Origin of the sequence: Roseicyclus salinarum (assembly GCF_029624655.1) — a bacterium.
In the GTDB taxonomy this organism is placed as follows: Bacteria; Pseudomonadota; Alphaproteobacteria; order Rhodobacterales; family Rhodobacteraceae; genus Roseibacterium; species Roseibacterium salinarum.
Genome location: NZ_JARRSA010000022.1, coordinates 14,264 through 28,492 on the forward strand (window position 1 = coordinate 14,264; position 14,229 = coordinate 28,492).

Here is a 14,229-nt window from a genome sequence, read left to right on the forward strand (position 1 = left end):
ATGGGGCGGCGGACCGAAGGGGCGCCCGCCGGGGAGGCATCCGGGGAGGCACACGGGGAGGGACATGGCAGAGGTCGCCATCAGAAGCCTGCGCAAGAACTACGGCGCGGTCGAGGTGATCCACGGGATCGACCTCGAAATCGGGCGCGGGGAATTCGTGGTGCTGGTCGGGCCCTCGGGCTGCGGCAAGTCCACGCTCCTGCGGATGATCGCCGGGCTGGAGGAGGTCACCGACGGCGACATCCTGATCGGCGACAGGCGGGTCAACCACCTGTCCCCGAACGAGCGCGACATCGCCATGGTGTTCCAGTCCTACGCGCTCTATCCGCACAAGACGGTGCGCGCGAACATGGGCTTCTCGCTGAAGCTGCGGAAGATGGACCGGGGCGAGATCGACCGGCGCGTGAACGAGGCGGCCGAGATCCTCGGCCTCACGCCCTACCTCGACCGCTATCCCCGCGCGCTCTCGGGCGGGCAGCGCCAGCGCGTCGCGATGGGCCGCGCCATCGTGCGAAACCCGCAGGTGTTCCTGTTCGACGAGCCCCTGTCGAATCTCGACGCCAAGCTTCGGGTGCAGATGCGCACCGAGATCCGCGAGCTGCACCAGAGGCTGAAGACCACGACCGTCTACGTCACCCACGACCAGATCGAGGCGATGACGATGGCCGACAAGATCGTCGTGCTGAACGGCGGCAACGTGGAGCAGGTGGGAAGCCCGCTGGAGCTTTACGACAGCCCGAGGAACACCTTCGTGGCAAGTTTCATCGGTTCGCCCGCGATGAACCTGATGGCGGGCGGCGTGCTGGGCGTCGAGGGCGGGACGGCGCGCATCGACCTCGGGCAGGGAAGCGTCGTGGAGATGCGCGCGCCGCCCGGCCTCGGCGCCGGCGCTAAGGTGACGCTGGGCGCGCGGCCCGAACACCTGCGGCTTGCCGATGACGGCCTGCCGGTGACGGTGCGCGTGGTCGAGCCCACGGGATCGGAGACCCACGTCGTGTGCAAGTTCCAGGACCGCGAGATCACCGCCATCTTCCGCGACCGGGTCACGCTGCGGCCCGGCGACACCGCGACACTGGCGCCCGAGACCGAAAGCCTGCACATCTTCGACGGTGAAACGGGCGACCGGTTGGGCGCGGCGTCCTGAGCGACAGGGAGGAAAGACATGCTGAAGGGAATCGACCCAAGGCTGAACGCGGACGTGCTGCACGCGCTGCGCTCCATGGGGCATGGCGACGTGCTGGTGGTGGCGGACACGAACTTCCCCTCGGACAGCGTCGCGCGGCACACCGTCTACGGCGAGCTTCTGCGGATGGAGAACCTGAGCGCGGGCGAGGCGATGCAGGCGATCCTGTCGGTCTTTCCGCTCGACACCTTCGTGGACGATTTCGCGGCGCGGATGGAGGTGGTCGACGCCCCCGGCGAGATCCCGCCGCCGCAGGCCGAGGCGCAGGCCGAGATCGACCGCGCCGAGGGCAGGCCGCGGCCCATGGTCGGCGTCGAGCGGTTCGAGTTCTACGAGCGCGCGCGCGAGGCCTACGCGGTGATCCAGACCGGCGAACGGCGGTTCTACGGCTGCTTCCTTCTGCGGAAGGGCGTGATCGGGCCGGAGGGCTAGGGCCTTGGCGCACGACATCGTCATTCTCGGCGTCTTCGTGGCCGACACCGCCTACCGCGCGGGGCGGATGCCGCGCATGGGCGAGACGATCCTCGGCCAGAGCTTCGCGCTCGGGCCCGGCGGGAAGGGCTCGAACCAGTCCGTGGCGGCTGCCATGGCGGGCGGCGACGTCGGCTTCGTCACGAAGCTCGGGCGCGACACCTTCGCCGAGATGGCGCTGGCGACGTGGGAGAAGGCGGGCGTGACCTCGCTCGCCACCCAGCACGACGACAGCTACACGGGGGCGGCCTTCATCTTCGTGGACGACGCGACGGGCGACAACGCGATCATCATCAGCCCCGGCATCGCGGCGACGATCTCGCCCGCGGACGTCGAGGCGCAGGCCCCCGCCATCGGCGGGGCGCGGGTCTTCGTCACGCAGCTGGAGCAGCCGCAGGACGCGGCGATCCGGGCGCTGTCCATCGCGCGCGAGGGAGGTGCCGCGACGATCCTCAACCCCGCGCCCGCGGCCGAGATCCCCGACGAGATGCTGGCGCTTTGCGACTACATCACGCCGAACGAGACCGAGGCCTCGGAGCTGACGGGGATCGAGGTCACGGACATCGCGAGCGCCGAACGCGCGGCCGCGGCGCTGATGGGGCGCGGCGTCGCGAAGGCGGTCATCGTGACGCTGGGCGAGAACGGATGCCTGTGGTTCGACGGCAACGCGCGCCTTCACGTCCCCGCGCTGAACGCCGGCCCGGTGGCCGAGACGACGGGGGCGGGCGACGCCTTCAACGGCGGCTTCGCCGTGGCGCTGGCCGAGGGGATGACGCCCGAGGCCGCGCTGCGCTTCGCCAACGCGACGGCCGCGATTTCGGTGACGCGGCCCGGAACCGCGCCGTCGATGCCCGCGCGCCCGGAGATCGAGGCGCTTCTGGCGCAGGGCTGACTACTCGGCCAGCTGGCGCAGAAGGTCGCGCATCTCGCGCAGACGCGCGGCGCCGATGCGCTCCTGAAGGGCGTGCTCGTGTTCGGCGGCGGCGCGGGAAAGGTCCCTGAACGCCGCCTCGCCGGGCGGTCTGAGGGCGAGGATCTCGACGCGGCGGTCCCGCTCGCTCGTGCGGCGTTCGAGGAATCGCCTCGCCTCCAGCGCCGCCACCGCGCGCGATACCTTCGTCTTGTGGATCCGCGCGCGCCGCGAGATCTCGCGCGCCGACATCTCGCCGTAGCGGCCAAGGTGGAACAGGACGCGCCATTCCGTGCGCAGCATCCCGTAACGCTCCTTGTAGACGCGCGAAAACCGCAGCGACTGCGCCTCGGCGGCCGCGTTCAGAAGGTAGGGCGTGAAATCGCTCAGCTCGAAATCGCCGGTTTCGGACATCCCTTTACACCCCGCCGCCCTTGTTGGTTACAAAAGTAACCATACACCTGTCGCGACCGGAAAGGGAGGATCGAGCGCATGACCGACCAGTCACCTTCGCGCGACATGGTGCAGGACCGCAACGCGCAGGGCACGCATCCGGGCTACATGCCGGGCTTCGGCAACGACTTCGAGACCGAGGCGCTTCCCGGCGCGCTGCCGCAGGGGATGAACAGCCCGCAGAAATGCGAATACGGCCTTTACGGCGAGCAGCTGTCGGGCACCGCCTTCACCGCGCCGTCCCACCAGAACGAGCGGACGTGGTGCTATCGCATAAGGCCCTCGGTGAAGCATTCGCGCCGCTACGAGAGGATCGACCTGCCCTACTGGAAATCCGCGCCGCACATCCCCGAAGACGTGATCTCGCTCGGCCAGTATCGCTGGGACCCGGTGCCGCACACCGATCAGGCCCTGACGTGGCTGACGGGGATGCGCACGATGACGACGGCGGGCGACGTGAACACGCAGGTCGGCATGGCGAGCCACATCTACCTCGTCACGGCGTCGATGGTGGACGACTACTTCTATTCCGCCGACAGCGAGATCCTGATCGTGCCGCAGGAGGGACGGCTGCGGTTCCTCACCGAGCTTGGCGTCATCGACCTGAAGCCGCAGGAGATCGCGATCATCCCGCGCGGGCTGGTCTACCGCGTCGAGGTCGTGGACGGCCCCGCGCGCGGCTTCGTCTGCGAGAACTACGGCCAGAAGTTCGAGCTTCCGGGGCGGGGACCCATCGGGGCCAACTGCATGGCGAACAGGCGCGACTTCAAGACGCCGGTGGCGGCCTTCGAGGACCGCGAGGTGCCGTCGACCGTCACCGTCAAGTGGTGCGGCCAGTTCCACCGGACCGAGATCGGGCATTCGCCCCTCGACGTGGTGGCCTGGCACGGCAACTATGCGCCGGTGAAATACGACCTCACGACCTACTGCCCGGTGGGCGCGGTCCTTTTCGACCACCCCGACCCGTCGATCTTCACCGTTCTGACCGCACCCTCCGGCGTGCCGGGGACGGCCAACATCGATTTCGTGCTGTTCCGCGAGCGGTGGATGGTGGCCGAGGACACGTTCCGCCCGCCGTGGTATCACAAGAACATCATGTCCGAGCTGATGGGCAACATCTACGGCCAGTACGACGCGAAGCCGCAGGGCTTCGTGCCGGGGGGCATGAGCCTTCACAACATGATGCTTCCGCACGGGCCGGACCGCGAGGCCTTCGAGGGCGCGTCGAACGCAGAGCTTGCGCCCCGGAAGCTCGACAACACGATGTCGTTCATGTTCGAGACCCGGTTTCCCCAGCACCTGACCGAGTTCGCCGCACGGGAAGCGCCGCTTCAGGACGACTACATCGATTGCTGGGACAGTCTCGAGAAGAAGTTCGACGGCACGCCCGGACGAAAATGACGCGGCGCCCGCGGCAAGGGAGGAAGACCATGACCAAGGCATTCGCCAGCGCAGGCGACCTGACCGAAAAGAAGGTCAGCTTCACCGAGATCGGTCCGGGCATCCACGCCTTCACCGCCGAGGGCGATCCGAACACGGGCGTCATCATCGGCGACGACAGCGTCATGGTGATCGAGGCGCAGGCGACGCCGCGCCTTGCGCGCAAGGTGATCGAATGCGTGCGCTCGGTCACGGACAAGCCGATCAGCCACCTCGTCCTGACGCATTACCACGCGGTTCGCGTCCTCGGCGCCTCGGCCTACGGCGCGCCGCAGATCATCATGTCCGAGGGCGCCCGGTCGATGGTGGCCGAGCGCGGCCTGGAGGACTGGGACAGCGAATTCGCCCGCTTCCCGCGCCTGTTCGAGGGGCATGACGAGATCCCCGGCCTGACCTGGCCCACGACCACGTTCTCGCAGGCGATGACGGTCTACCTCGGCAATCGCCGCGTGGACATCTTCCGGCCCGGCCGCGCCCACACGTCCGGCGACGCGGTGATCCGGGTGCCGGACTGCGAGGTGATGTTCACGGGCGACATCGTGGAATACCGCTCGGCCTGCTACTGCGGCGACGGGCACCTGAGGGAATGGACGGACACGCTCGACGTCATCGCGGGCTTCGAGCCGCACGCCATCGCGCCGGGGCGGGGCGATGCGCTGGTCGGCCGCGAGATGGTGGCCGCCGCCATCGAGAGCACGCGGGATTTCGTGGCCTCGACCTACCGCCCGGCGGCGCGCGCCGCCGCGCGGGGCGGCACGCTCAAGGACGCATGGGAGGCCGTGCGCGAGACCTGCGATCCGAAATTCGCCGACTTCGCGATCTACGAGCATTGCCTGCCCTTCAACGTCTCCCGCGCCTATGACGAGGCGCTCGGCATCGACACGCCGCGCATCTGGACCGCCGAGCGCGACGCGAAGATGTGGGCGGCGCTGCAGGGATGAGGAGGCGCACGGGTCCCCCGCGCATGGCGCGCGACGAAGCCCCGGCAACTGCGCGGCGGATGCTGGCCGGATCCGCTGTGCCGCCGACCACGCGCACCAAGGTCCTGCCCGTATTCGCGCGGCACGCCGCCGCCGCATTCCACGCCTGACCCGCAGGAGAGGACGCCATGCCCGCCCATCCTCATGCCGAGCAGCCCTTCGTCCGCCCGCCGGAACTCGACGGCGGGACCACGCAAGCGCAGGTCGCCATCGTCGGCGCGGGGCCGGTCGGCCTGTCCATGGCGATCGACCTCGCGCTGCACGGGGTGGCGAGCGTCGTCCTTGACGACGACAACGTGGTGTCGGTGGGTTCGCGCGCGATCTGCTGGGCGAAGCGGACGCTCGAGATCTTCGACCGGCTGGGCGTGGGCGAGCGGATGCTGGAGAAGGGCGTGACGTGGAAGGTCGGGCGGCTGTTCCACGGGGACGCGGAAGTCTATTCCTTCGACCTCCTGCCCGAGGCGGGCCACAAGTATCCCGCCTTCATCAACCTGCAGCAATACTACGTCGAGGAATACCTGCTGGATCGCGCGCGGGAGTTTCCCGGCCTCATCGACCTGCGGTTCCTGTCGCGGGTCGCGGACCACGAGGACAGGGGCGAGGACGGCGTGCGCCTGACGGTCGAGACGCCGGAAGGCCGTTACGTCCTCGACGCGCGCTACATGCTGGCCTGCGACGGGGCGAATTCGCCGACGCGCGCGCGCATGGGCCTCGACTTCGAGGGGCGGACCTTCGAGGAGCGGTTCCTGATCTGCGACATCGAGATGAAGGACAGCCCCTTCGGCGAGCATGGCGTGCCCGAGCGATGGTTCTGGTTCGATCCGCCCTTCCACGCGGGCAAGTCCGCGCTTCTGCACAAGCAGCCCGACGACATCTACCGCATCGACCTGCAGCTGGACGCCGCCGCCGATCCGAAGGCCGAGGCCGAGGAGGCCCGCGTGATGCCGCGCCTGCGCGCGATCGTGGGTGACAGGCCGTTCCGCATCGACTGGCTATCGGTCTACCGGTTCCGCTGCATGATGCTGGAGCGCTTCGTGCATGGCGGGGTGATCTTCGTGGGAGACAGCGCGCATGTCGTGTCGCCCTTCGGCGCGCGCGGCGGCAACGGCGGCATCCAGGACGCCGACAACCTCGGCTGGAAACTGGCCGCCGTCCTGAACGGCGAGGCGCCCGCGACGCTGATCGACAGCTACGACGACGAGCGGCGCCATGCCGCGCGGGAGAACATCCTGAACTCCTCGCGCGCCACCAGCTTCATGACGCCCAAGACGGAGGCCGAGGCGCTGTTCAGGTCCGAGACGCTGCGCATGGCCCACGACCAGCCCTTCGCGCGGGAGTTGATCAATTCGGGGCGGCTGTCGCGGCCCTGTTCGCTGGCGGGCCTGCCCCTGCAGACCGCGGGCGAGGCGCCGGTGCCGCCCGGCACGGCGATGGTCGATGCGCCCCTCGGCGACGGCTGGCTGATCTCGATGGCGCAGGGGGCGTTCACGCTGGCGGGTTTCGGCAACGTGCGGCTGCCGGACGTGCCGGGCGTCCGGCGCATCGGCATCGCGCAGCGCGCGGCCGCGTATCCCTGCCACGCCGACATGCAGGGTCACGCGCTCGGCCGCTACGGGATGGGCCTCGCCTACCTGTTCCGGCCCGACGGCCATGTGGCGGCGGTGTTTTCAAAGCCCACGGCGGCCGGGGTGGCGGAGGCGCGCGACCGCGCGCTGGGCCGGTGCCACGCCATGCAGGAGGCGACGTGATGGGCGCGCGCAGGATCTTCCGAAGCGGCTTCGCGGGGCGGGGCGACGAGGTCTACGCAGCCCTTCTCGAGGCGCATTCAGGGCTGGACGACGCCGCGAGCCAGGCGCTCAACGCGCGGCTGGTCCTGCTTCTGGCGAACCGGATCGGCGACGTGGACGAGGTCCGCGAGCTGATCGCGACGGCGCGCTCCTACGCCGGGGACTGAGCGCGCTCACTCGGCGGCGAGCTTGTTTTCCTCGGCGTCGATGCCGCCGCGCCCGACCGCGTCGTAGGCCTGGAACCCGGCCTTCTTCACATCGCTCGCGGCGTAGATGTTGCGCAGGTCGGCCATGCGGGGCGTGGCCATCCGCCCGGCGAGACGCTTCAGGTCCAGCGCGCGGAACTCGTTCCATTCGGTCAGGAGCACGACCAGGTCCGCGCCCTCGGCCGCCTCGTAGGGGTCGTCCATCCAGACCGCGCCGGGCAGCATGGCCTCGCCCTCGCGGCGGCCCTGCGGGTCGACCACGCGCACCTTCGCGCCGCCGCCGACCAGCGCCGGCACGATGGTCAGCGAGGGCGCGTCGCGCATGTCGTCGGTGTTGGGCTTGAACGTCACGCCGAAGACCGCGACCGTGCGGCCGTTGAAGGATCCGTCGCAGAGGTCGCGCAGCTTGCCGATCATCCGCGTCTTCACGCCGTCGTTCACGCGGATCACGGTCTCGACGATGTTCTGAGGGGCCGCGTGCTCCTGCCCGATCCGGGCGAGCGCGCTGGTGTCCTTGGGAAAGCACGAGCCGCCGTAGCCGGGCCCGGCATGGAGGAACTTGTTGCCGATCCGCCCGTCGAGGCCCATGCCCTTCGCCACCTCCTTCACGTCCGCGCCGACACGCTCGCACAGGGCCGCGATCTCGTTGATGAAGGTGATCTTCGTGGCGAGGAAGGCGTTGGCCGCATACTTGATCATCTCCGCGCTCTCGAGGTCGGTCGTGACCACGGGGAAGTCGCGCAGGAACAGCGGGCGGTAGATCTCGGCCATGACCTCGGCCGCGCGTTCGGTCTCGACGCCGACGACGACGCGGTCGGGGCGCATGAAGTCGTCGATCGCGGCCCCCTCGCGCAGGAATTCGGGGTTGGAGGCCACGTCGAACTCGGCCTCGGGGTTGGCGGCGGCCACGGCCTCCCTGACCTTGCGGTTGGTGCCGACGGGCACGGTGGATTTCGTCACCACGACCGCGTAGCCCGTCAGCGCGCGCGCGACCTCCTCGGCGGCGGCCATGACGTAGGTGAGGTCGGCGTGGCCATCGCCGCGCCGCGTGGGCGTGCCCACCGCTATGAAGACCGCGTCCGCGCCATCGACGGCGCGCGAAAGCTCGGTCGTGAACGAAAGGCGGCCCGCCTCGACGTTGCGCGCCATCAGCGCATCGAGACCCGGCTCGTAGATCGGCACCTCGCCGCGTTCCAGCATCTCGATCTTGGCGGGGTTCTTGTCGACGCAGACGACCTCGTGGCCGAAATCCGAAAAGCAGACCCCCGAGACGAGGCCGACGTAACCGGTGCCGATCATCGCGATCTTCATCTTGGCGCTCCGTTGTTCATGCGGGCAGGCCTGCCGCCCGGGACTTCAGATCCGATATCACGGGGAGGCGCTGCCCCGCAGCAATTTTCCGTGCCCCCTTCCGGCCCGACCGGCGGAGGGCCGGACGCGGCCTCGTTACTCCAGCGCGTGGAAAAAGGAAACGCTGTCGCGGCGAGTGGGGGCTAGGCGTAGCTTGCCGTGTCGCCGAGAACGCGCAGGACCTGCCGCGCGACGGCGCGCCCGCCTGCGTCGCGGGCCGTGCGCGTCACCACGAGAAGCGGGGCGTGACGGTCGCAGGCGAGCGCGACGGACTCCGCCATCGTGGTCACGGCCGCGCCGATCTCGTCGGTGATGGTCGCGGGACCGAGCCCGTGATCCTCCAGAAGTTCGGCCAGGTCGACCGCGCCGTCCTCGTCGAGAGCGGGCGCGGCGCGTTCGGGGACCACCACCTCCTCGAGCGCGGCCCGGTCGCCCGCGCGCTTCAGCAGGCGTTGGAGATACACGAGGCGCCTGGTCCCGAACAGCGCCGCCTCCTCGGGGTCTGCGCCGCGCAGGCCCGACTTCGCCCGGTGGACCTCGGGGACGAAGGGTGCGCCGCCCGCCATGAGTCGGCCCTGCGCGGGGGGCGGGGCGGCCGGCTGGGCGGCCTTGGGCTGCGCCGGCGCGGCCTCGGGGCGCGTCACGATCGTGCCGCGCCCGGGCTTGCGGTGCAGGAGGCCCATCCCCTCGAGCGTCATCAGCGCGCGGCGCATCGTGCCCTGGCTGACCCTGAACTCCTCGGCGAGCACGAATTCGTTGGGAAGCCGCAGGCCGACCTCCCAGGTGCCGGTCTCGATCCTGCGGATCATTTCCGCCTCGGCGGCCTTGTAGAGAGGTGTGCGCGCCATGATGCCCTTCCAGTCCGTCTCCGCGACCTCTGCGCCTTGCTGGCGCGGGGGTCAATTCAGGTGTTCGATCAGCCGCGAATGCCGGTCGAAGGCCGCGATCAATGCCCCGAGATTGGGCAGCTCTGCCGCTTCCAGCATCGGGATCATCTTGCGGAAGGCCTCGCCGGTGCCGATGGCGTCGCCGATGGCGGTGTGACGCTCGGCCTCGGGGATCGCGATGCCCAGCCGCGCGCAGAGGGCGTCCAGCGTATGCTCGGCCGATTGCCCGAACAGGACGGCCGAGCACAGGACCGTGTCGAGGATCGGCTGGTCGAAGCGGCGGCCGATCTCGCGCTCGCGGCGCCTGAGGAAGGACATGTCGAAGGGGGCGTTGTGGGCCACGAGCACCGCGCCGTCGGCGAAGGTGTGGAACCGGGCGATGGCCTCGGTCACGCCGGGGGCGTCGGCCACCATCGCGTCGGTGATGTGATGGACCGCGCTCGAGGCGGCGGGAATGGCGCGGCCCGGGTTCACCAGCATGTCGAAGCGTTCGGCCTGCACCAGCTTGCCGTTGACGACGCGCACGGCGGCGATCTGGCAGATCTCGTCCACCTGCGGATTCAGGCCCGTGGTCTCGGTGTCGAAGACGACGAAGGACAGGTCCCTGAGGCGCGCGGCGGCGAGGTCGCCCGCGATCTCGGCGTTCAGGAGGTCGAAATCGTAGAGCACGGTGCGCTGCGGGCGTCCGGGCCTTGCGCTGGCGAGCGGCAGCGGCAGGCGCAGCGCGTATCGCCCCGGACCGGCCGGTTCGCGCAGGACGGCGGTGCCGTGCGCGGTGGTGACGCTCGTGCCGGTGAAGCCGGTCATGCCGGGCGACAGCGGCTCGGCGAGCCACGCGGCGAGGGCCGCCTCGCCGGGCAGCTCGCCCGTGGCCTCGAGGCTCAGGACCGCCGTCTCGGCGCCCTTGGCCGTGATCGTCAGGGTGAGATCCCGCGCGCCCGCGCCCGTCCAGTCCAGCGCCAGCCGCTCCAGCAGTCGCGCCACCGCGAAGCCGTCGCAGCGCAGGCCGGTCTCGCCCAGATCGCAGGCGAGCCGCACGCCCTTGCGTCCGAGCCGCGCCGCCAGGGCCGCGCCGAGATCCTCGGCCGCGATCCGCTCCATCGGCCACCACTCGGTGTCGGTGGCGCGCTTGCGCCGCGCGGTCTCGTCCGCAAGATCGGCCAGCCGCCGCGCGGCCTCGCCCCCGGGCAGGTGGGCCAGCGCCGCCTCGACACCCGCCAGAAGCCCCTCGAGCAGCTGCGTGCGCTCCAGATGCGTGGCGATGCCGGCGGTCACGTCGCGCAGGGTCAGGACGTAGCCGGGCCGCTCCGTCTCCTGGCCCTCCAGCCGAAGAAGCCGCATGCGCGCCTCCAGAAGCCGCGCGCCCGCCCGCGTCGTCACCAGGATGTCCGTGCCCTCGCCGCCGCCCTTGCGCACGAGCCTTTCGTAGGCCTGTTCGACCGGTCCCATCCGCAGAAGCCCGCGCACGGGCCGGTTCAGCCCCAGCGCCTCGGACGCGCCGAGGATCTCGCGGGCATGCCCGTTGTAAAGCGCGATCGTGTGGCCGGGCGTGCAGAACAGGACGCCGTCCGGCATCTCCGACAATAGCGCCTCGAGGCGGGTCTTCTCGGTGTTGAGCCGCGCCGTCTCGCGGCCCACGGCCATCGCCATGGCGTTGCGTGTCTCGGTCAGGTTGGTGGTGACCGCGGCTGCGGCGGTGCCGAGATCGCCGAGGTATTTCGCGCCCGAATGATCGATCGCGTCGTCGACGTCGGCATGGGCGCGGGCGCGCATCTCGCCCGCGAGACGCTCGACCGGCTTTGCAACGTTCTCGTCGAACAGGACCCAGACCCAGGTGGTGAGCGCGAAGATCGCGAGGATGGCGATGAAGCCCGCGACGACGAAGGCGGACAGGGCGTGGTCCTCGCCGAGGCGGACATAGCCGAGCACGAGGCCGGCGATGGCGAGCGCCGAGGTGGCCGTCGCAAGGACGGCGAACAAAAGGAAGATGCGCAGACGCAGGCTGAGCGTTGTGAACATGGGTCGGGGCCTCCTCCTTGCCCCGTGGGATCGGGCCTCGCCGGGCGGTCGCGCGACGCCAGGCGGGCGGTTGGCGTCAGCCGGCGGCGGTCCTTCCCTCGCAGACGGCTCTAACGATGGGCAGGACGGGGTCGGCCTCGCGCCAGTCGGCGTCCGCGGGCACGCCCGCCTCGTCGAACTCCATGTCCTGCGTGACGTCCGCCCAGAGGCCCGCCCCGCAATCGACCAGCACCGGCACCACGGCCTGCGGCTGCCATCGTTCCTGGATGCGCAGCTGCACGGCGTAGATCTCGGCGCCCTCGGCCGTCGCGACCGTCTCGGATGGAGAATACGAGATGAAGCCGCGGATCCACGGCTGAACGTAGGTCCACGGCTGATACCATGCCTTCTGCTCGCGCGTGGACAGGACCACGAGGTCCTCGGCCATCGTCGAGCGGACGCCGTCATACCAGCCGTATTCCTGCCCCACGGTCGCGACGATCATCGCGATGCCGGCGCAGAGCGGGATGACGCCGCCCGGCAGGCGCTTGCGCGTCAGGCTGCGCAGCAGAAGGCCGATGCCGGCCCCGGCGAAGCCTGCCACGAGTGTGGTCACGAGCATCCAGAACAATGGTTTCTCCTCAACTCAGGTAGCCGCGGCCGGAGCCCGCGGCATTCTGCATGGTCTTTATCACGACGAAGGCGTCGCGCAGGTGGCTGCGTTCGAAATCCGAAAGATCGCCCGGCGTCATGAAGTTGTCGGGCGCCTCGCCGCGCTTGATCTGCTCGGCCTGATGTTCCAGCCGTGTCTGCGCGATCATGTCGTAGGCGTCCAGCAGGTCGCGCCCCCCCGACGCCGAGACGGCGCCCGCATCCACCGCCGAGATCAGCCGCGCGCGGGTGTTCACGTCGGTCAGGCGGCCCTTCAGCGCATAGACGCGCCCAAGGTCCACGACCGGGACCACGCCGTTGTGCTTGAGGTCGATCGTGTTCTTGTGCTCGCCCGAGCGCACGGTCGCGAAGCCGCGAAAGAGGCCCAGCGGCGGCTGGTGCTTGAGCGAGTTCGAGATCATGTGCGCCACGAAGATCGAGTTCTTCGAGGCGGCGGCCAGCGTCTCGTCCTGGAGGTCGGCGAACAGGCCGAAATGCCCTCCGATGGGACGCAGGTCGAACATGACCGAAGCCAGCATCTGCGCCTCGGGGTTGGGTGTGGCGATCCAGTTTGCGAAATACTTGCGCCAGACGCGCACCGGCTGCCGCCAGCGGATGTTCGTCGCCATCATGTCGCCGGGGCAGAAGAAATATCCCGCCTCGTTCAGCCCGTCGGAGACGAACCTTGCCAGCTCGGCGAAATAGGCGTCGTCGGGCGGCGAGACCGCGTCGTCGAGGATCAGGCAGTTGTCCTGATCCGACACGCCGGTCTGTTCCTGCCGGCCCTGGCTGCCGCAGGCGAGCCAGAGGTAGGGCACCGGCGGCGGCCCCAGCCGCGCCTCGGCCAGCGCCAGAAGGCGGCGCGTCGTGGCGTCGCCGATGTCGGTGATCAGGCGCGTGACGACCTGGTGGGGGTTCTGTGCCGCGACCAGTTGCACCAGCAGGTCGGGGATGCGGCCGACGATCCGGGCGAGCGCCGCGCGGTCGGGCGCGGCCGCGATCTCCTGGATCAGGGCGGCCGAGGACGTGGCCTGGAACCGCGTGAGGTCGGTCTGGGTCAGGATGCCGGCCAGCCGGCCGGCTTCGACCACCGGCATGTGGGTGATGCCGCGTTCGACCATCGTGTGCAGGACGTCGGCCACCAGCGCGCCCGGCGGAAGCGTCACCGGGTCGGCGGTCATGACCTCGGCCACGGGCGTATCCAGCGGCAGCCCCTCGGCCACCGCGCGCGAGGTGATGTCGCCAGTCGTCAGGATGCCGCGCACCGCGCCGTCCTCGGCGGCGATGATGCACGAGACGTGGATCTCGCGCATCTTGCGGGCGGCTTCGATCAGCGGCGTCGCGGGGGTGCAGGTCAGCGGGTCGCGCGTCATCAGGTCCGCGAGCGCCATGGTCGTGATGTCCTGCCGCCGGGTGCGGGCGGGGCGGGTGCGGTCGAAGAAGCGCATGACGCGCGGGTGCGACCCGATCAGCCTGTGGAACGCCTCGGCCGGGATGCGCAGGAGGCGCGTGTCCTCGGCGGCCTTCGCGCTGACGACGGCGGTGCCGCCCTTCATCAGGCCGCGCTCGCCGAACGAGTTGCGGGGGCCGAGGATCGACAGGACCTCGCCGTCGGGGTCGGTGATGTCGATGCGCCCCTCGAGGATCAGGTAGAGATGCGTCTGCGGCTCGCCCGCGGAATAGACGGTCCCTCCCGCGGCGATGTCATGCAGGTCGACGTCGCGGGCCAGCGCCTCGCGATCCGCGTCGGGCAGGGCGTCGTAGGGATGCGTTGCGGCCAGCGTGGCGGCGATGTCGACGGCTTCGGGCATCGGTTCGGTCCCTGAAGAAGAAAGGCGCACCCCGATGGTGTCGGGATGCGCCGGTGTCCTGAACAGGGCCCGCGGTGTCGCAGGCCCTGTTCCCGTGTCCGA

Annotated in this window: 13 protein-coding genes; 7 read left to right on the forward strand and 6 right to left on the reverse strand. The window is 70.1% G+C overall.

Translation table 11 applies throughout. The features are described 5' to 3' along the window. The first annotated feature begins 64 nt into the window (after positions 1-64). The 3 genes from P6F26_RS14035 to rbsK are packed head-to-tail and all read left to right on the forward strand — an operon-like array spanning position 65 to position 2,546. Positions 65-1,144: an ABC transporter ATP-binding protein gene (locus P6F26_RS14035; RefSeq protein ID WP_278029321.1), complete on the forward strand. Its 1,080-nt coding sequence runs from the start codon at positions 65-67 to the stop codon at positions 1,142-1,144. A gap of 18 nt (positions 1,145-1,162) precedes the next feature. Further along, a complete protein-coding gene (locus tag P6F26_RS14040) occupies positions 1,163-1,615 on the forward strand; it encodes an RbsD/FucU family protein (RefSeq protein ID WP_278029322.1) in 453 nt (150 codons plus the stop codon). A 4-nt stretch (positions 1,616-1,619) separates the two neighbouring features. Beyond that, complete coding sequence (gene rbsK, locus P6F26_RS14045) at positions 1,620-2,546, forward strand: ribokinase (protein ID WP_278029323.1); 927 nt, start codon at positions 1,620-1,622, stop codon at positions 2,544-2,546. Here rbsK and P6F26_RS14050 read toward each other — a convergent pair whose 3' ends face one another. Continuing rightward, positions 2,547-2,978 carry a MarR family winged helix-turn-helix transcriptional regulator gene (locus P6F26_RS14050; RefSeq protein ID WP_278029324.1) on the reverse strand — a complete coding sequence of 144 codons (432 nt, stop codon included), beginning with the start codon at positions 2,976-2,978 and terminating at the stop codon, positions 2,547-2,549. It abuts the gene before it with no gap. A 78-nt stretch (positions 2,979-3,056) separates the two neighbouring features. Here P6F26_RS14050 and hmgA point away from each other — a divergent pair, with 78 nt between their 5' ends. The 4 genes from hmgA (at position 3,057) to P6F26_RS14070 (ending at position 7,391) form a co-directional block, all read left to right on the forward strand. Further along, positions 3,057-4,418 (forward strand): homogentisate 1,2-dioxygenase, encoded by a 1,362-nt coding sequence (gene hmgA, locus P6F26_RS14055; protein WP_430736753.1) that lies wholly within the window; start codon positions 3,057-3,059, stop codon positions 4,416-4,418. A 29-nt stretch (positions 4,419-4,447) separates the two neighbouring features. Next, positions 4,448-5,398 carry an MBL fold metallo-hydrolase gene (locus P6F26_RS14060; RefSeq protein ID WP_278029325.1) on the forward strand — a complete coding sequence of 317 codons (951 nt, stop codon included), beginning with the start codon at positions 4,448-4,450 and terminating at the stop codon, positions 5,396-5,398. A gap of 167 nt (positions 5,399-5,565) precedes the next feature. Next, complete coding sequence (locus P6F26_RS14065; protein WP_278029326.1) at positions 5,566-7,185, forward strand: FAD-dependent monooxygenase; 1,620 nt, start codon at positions 5,566-5,568, stop codon at positions 7,183-7,185. After that, a complete protein-coding gene (locus P6F26_RS14070) occupies positions 7,185-7,391 on the forward strand; it encodes a DUF2783 domain-containing protein (protein WP_278029327.1) in 207 nt (68 codons plus the stop codon). Before P6F26_RS14065 ends, P6F26_RS14070 begins: the two co-directional genes overlap by 1 nt. A gap of 6 nt (positions 7,392-7,397) precedes the next feature. Here P6F26_RS14070 and P6F26_RS14075 read toward each other — a convergent pair whose 3' ends face one another. The 5 genes from P6F26_RS14075 to P6F26_RS14095 form a co-directional block, all read right to left on the reverse strand. Further along, on the reverse strand, positions 7,398-8,741 hold the full coding sequence (locus P6F26_RS14075) for a UDP-glucose dehydrogenase family protein (RefSeq protein WP_278029328.1): 1,344 nt from the start codon (positions 8,739-8,741) through the stop codon (positions 7,398-7,400). A 182-nt stretch (positions 8,742-8,923) separates the two neighbouring features. Further along, complete coding sequence (locus P6F26_RS14080; RefSeq protein WP_278029329.1) at positions 8,924-9,628, reverse strand: GntR family transcriptional regulator; 705 nt, start codon at positions 9,626-9,628, stop codon at positions 8,924-8,926. A gap of 51 nt (positions 9,629-9,679) precedes the next feature. Then, entirely contained in the window at positions 9,680-11,686 is a 2,007-nt protein-coding gene (locus P6F26_RS14085; RefSeq protein ID WP_278029330.1) for a 3'-5' exonuclease, read from the reverse strand. Positions 11,687-11,762: 76 nt separating this feature from the next. Continuing rightward, positions 11,763-12,287 (reverse strand): hypothetical protein, encoded by a 525-nt coding sequence (locus tag P6F26_RS14090; RefSeq protein WP_278029331.1) that lies wholly within the window; start codon positions 12,285-12,287, stop codon positions 11,763-11,765. A gap of 19 nt (positions 12,288-12,306) precedes the next feature. Beyond that, positions 12,307-14,127, reverse strand: coding sequence for a DUF294 nucleotidyltransferase-like domain-containing protein (locus P6F26_RS14095; protein ID WP_278029332.1), 1,821 nt, complete (start codon positions 14,125-14,127; stop codon positions 12,307-12,309). Positions 14,128-14,229 lie beyond the last annotated feature (102 nt).

Excerpts from the sequence above, each read along its gene's own strand:
- P6F26_RS14080 (WP_278029329.1), bottom strand. The coding sequence starts at position 9,628 with ATGGCGCGCACACCTCTCTACAAGGCCGCCGAGGCGGAAATGATCCGC.
- P6F26_RS14050 (WP_278029324.1), bottom strand. The coding sequence starts at position 2,978 with ATGTCCGAAACCGGCGATTTCGAGCTGAGCGATTTCACGCCCTACCTT.
- P6F26_RS14085 (WP_278029330.1), bottom strand. The coding sequence starts at position 11,686 with ATGTTCACAACGCTCAGCCTGCGTCTGCGCATCTTCCTTTTGTTCGCC.
- P6F26_RS14075 (WP_278029328.1), bottom strand. The coding sequence starts at position 8,741 with ATGAAGATCGCGATGATCGGCACCGGTTACGTCGGCCTCGTCTCGGGG.
- P6F26_RS14035 (WP_278029321.1), top strand. The coding sequence starts at position 65 with ATGGCAGAGGTCGCCATCAGAAGCCTGCGCAAGAACTACGGCGCGGTC.
- P6F26_RS14095 (WP_278029332.1), bottom strand. The coding sequence starts at position 14,127 with ATGCCCGAAGCCGTCGACATCGCCGCCACGCTGGCCGCAACGCATCCC.
- P6F26_RS14060 (WP_278029325.1), top strand. The coding sequence starts at position 4,448 with ATGACCAAGGCATTCGCCAGCGCAGGCGACCTGACCGAAAAGAAGGTC.
- hmgA (WP_430736753.1), top strand. The coding sequence starts at position 3,057 with ATGACCGACCAGTCACCTTCGCGCGACATGGTGCAGGACCGCAACGCG.
- P6F26_RS14090 (WP_278029331.1), bottom strand. The coding sequence starts at position 12,287 with ATGCTCGTGACCACACTCGTGGCAGGCTTCGCCGGGGCCGGCATCGGC.
- P6F26_RS14040 (WP_278029322.1), top strand. The coding sequence starts at position 1,163 with ATGCTGAAGGGAATCGACCCAAGGCTGAACGCGGACGTGCTGCACGCG.
- P6F26_RS14065 (WP_278029326.1), top strand. The coding sequence starts at position 5,566 with ATGCCCGCCCATCCTCATGCCGAGCAGCCCTTCGTCCGCCCGCCGGAA.
- P6F26_RS14070 (WP_278029327.1), top strand. The coding sequence starts at position 7,185 with ATGGGCGCGCGCAGGATCTTCCGAAGCGGCTTCGCGGGGCGGGGCGAC.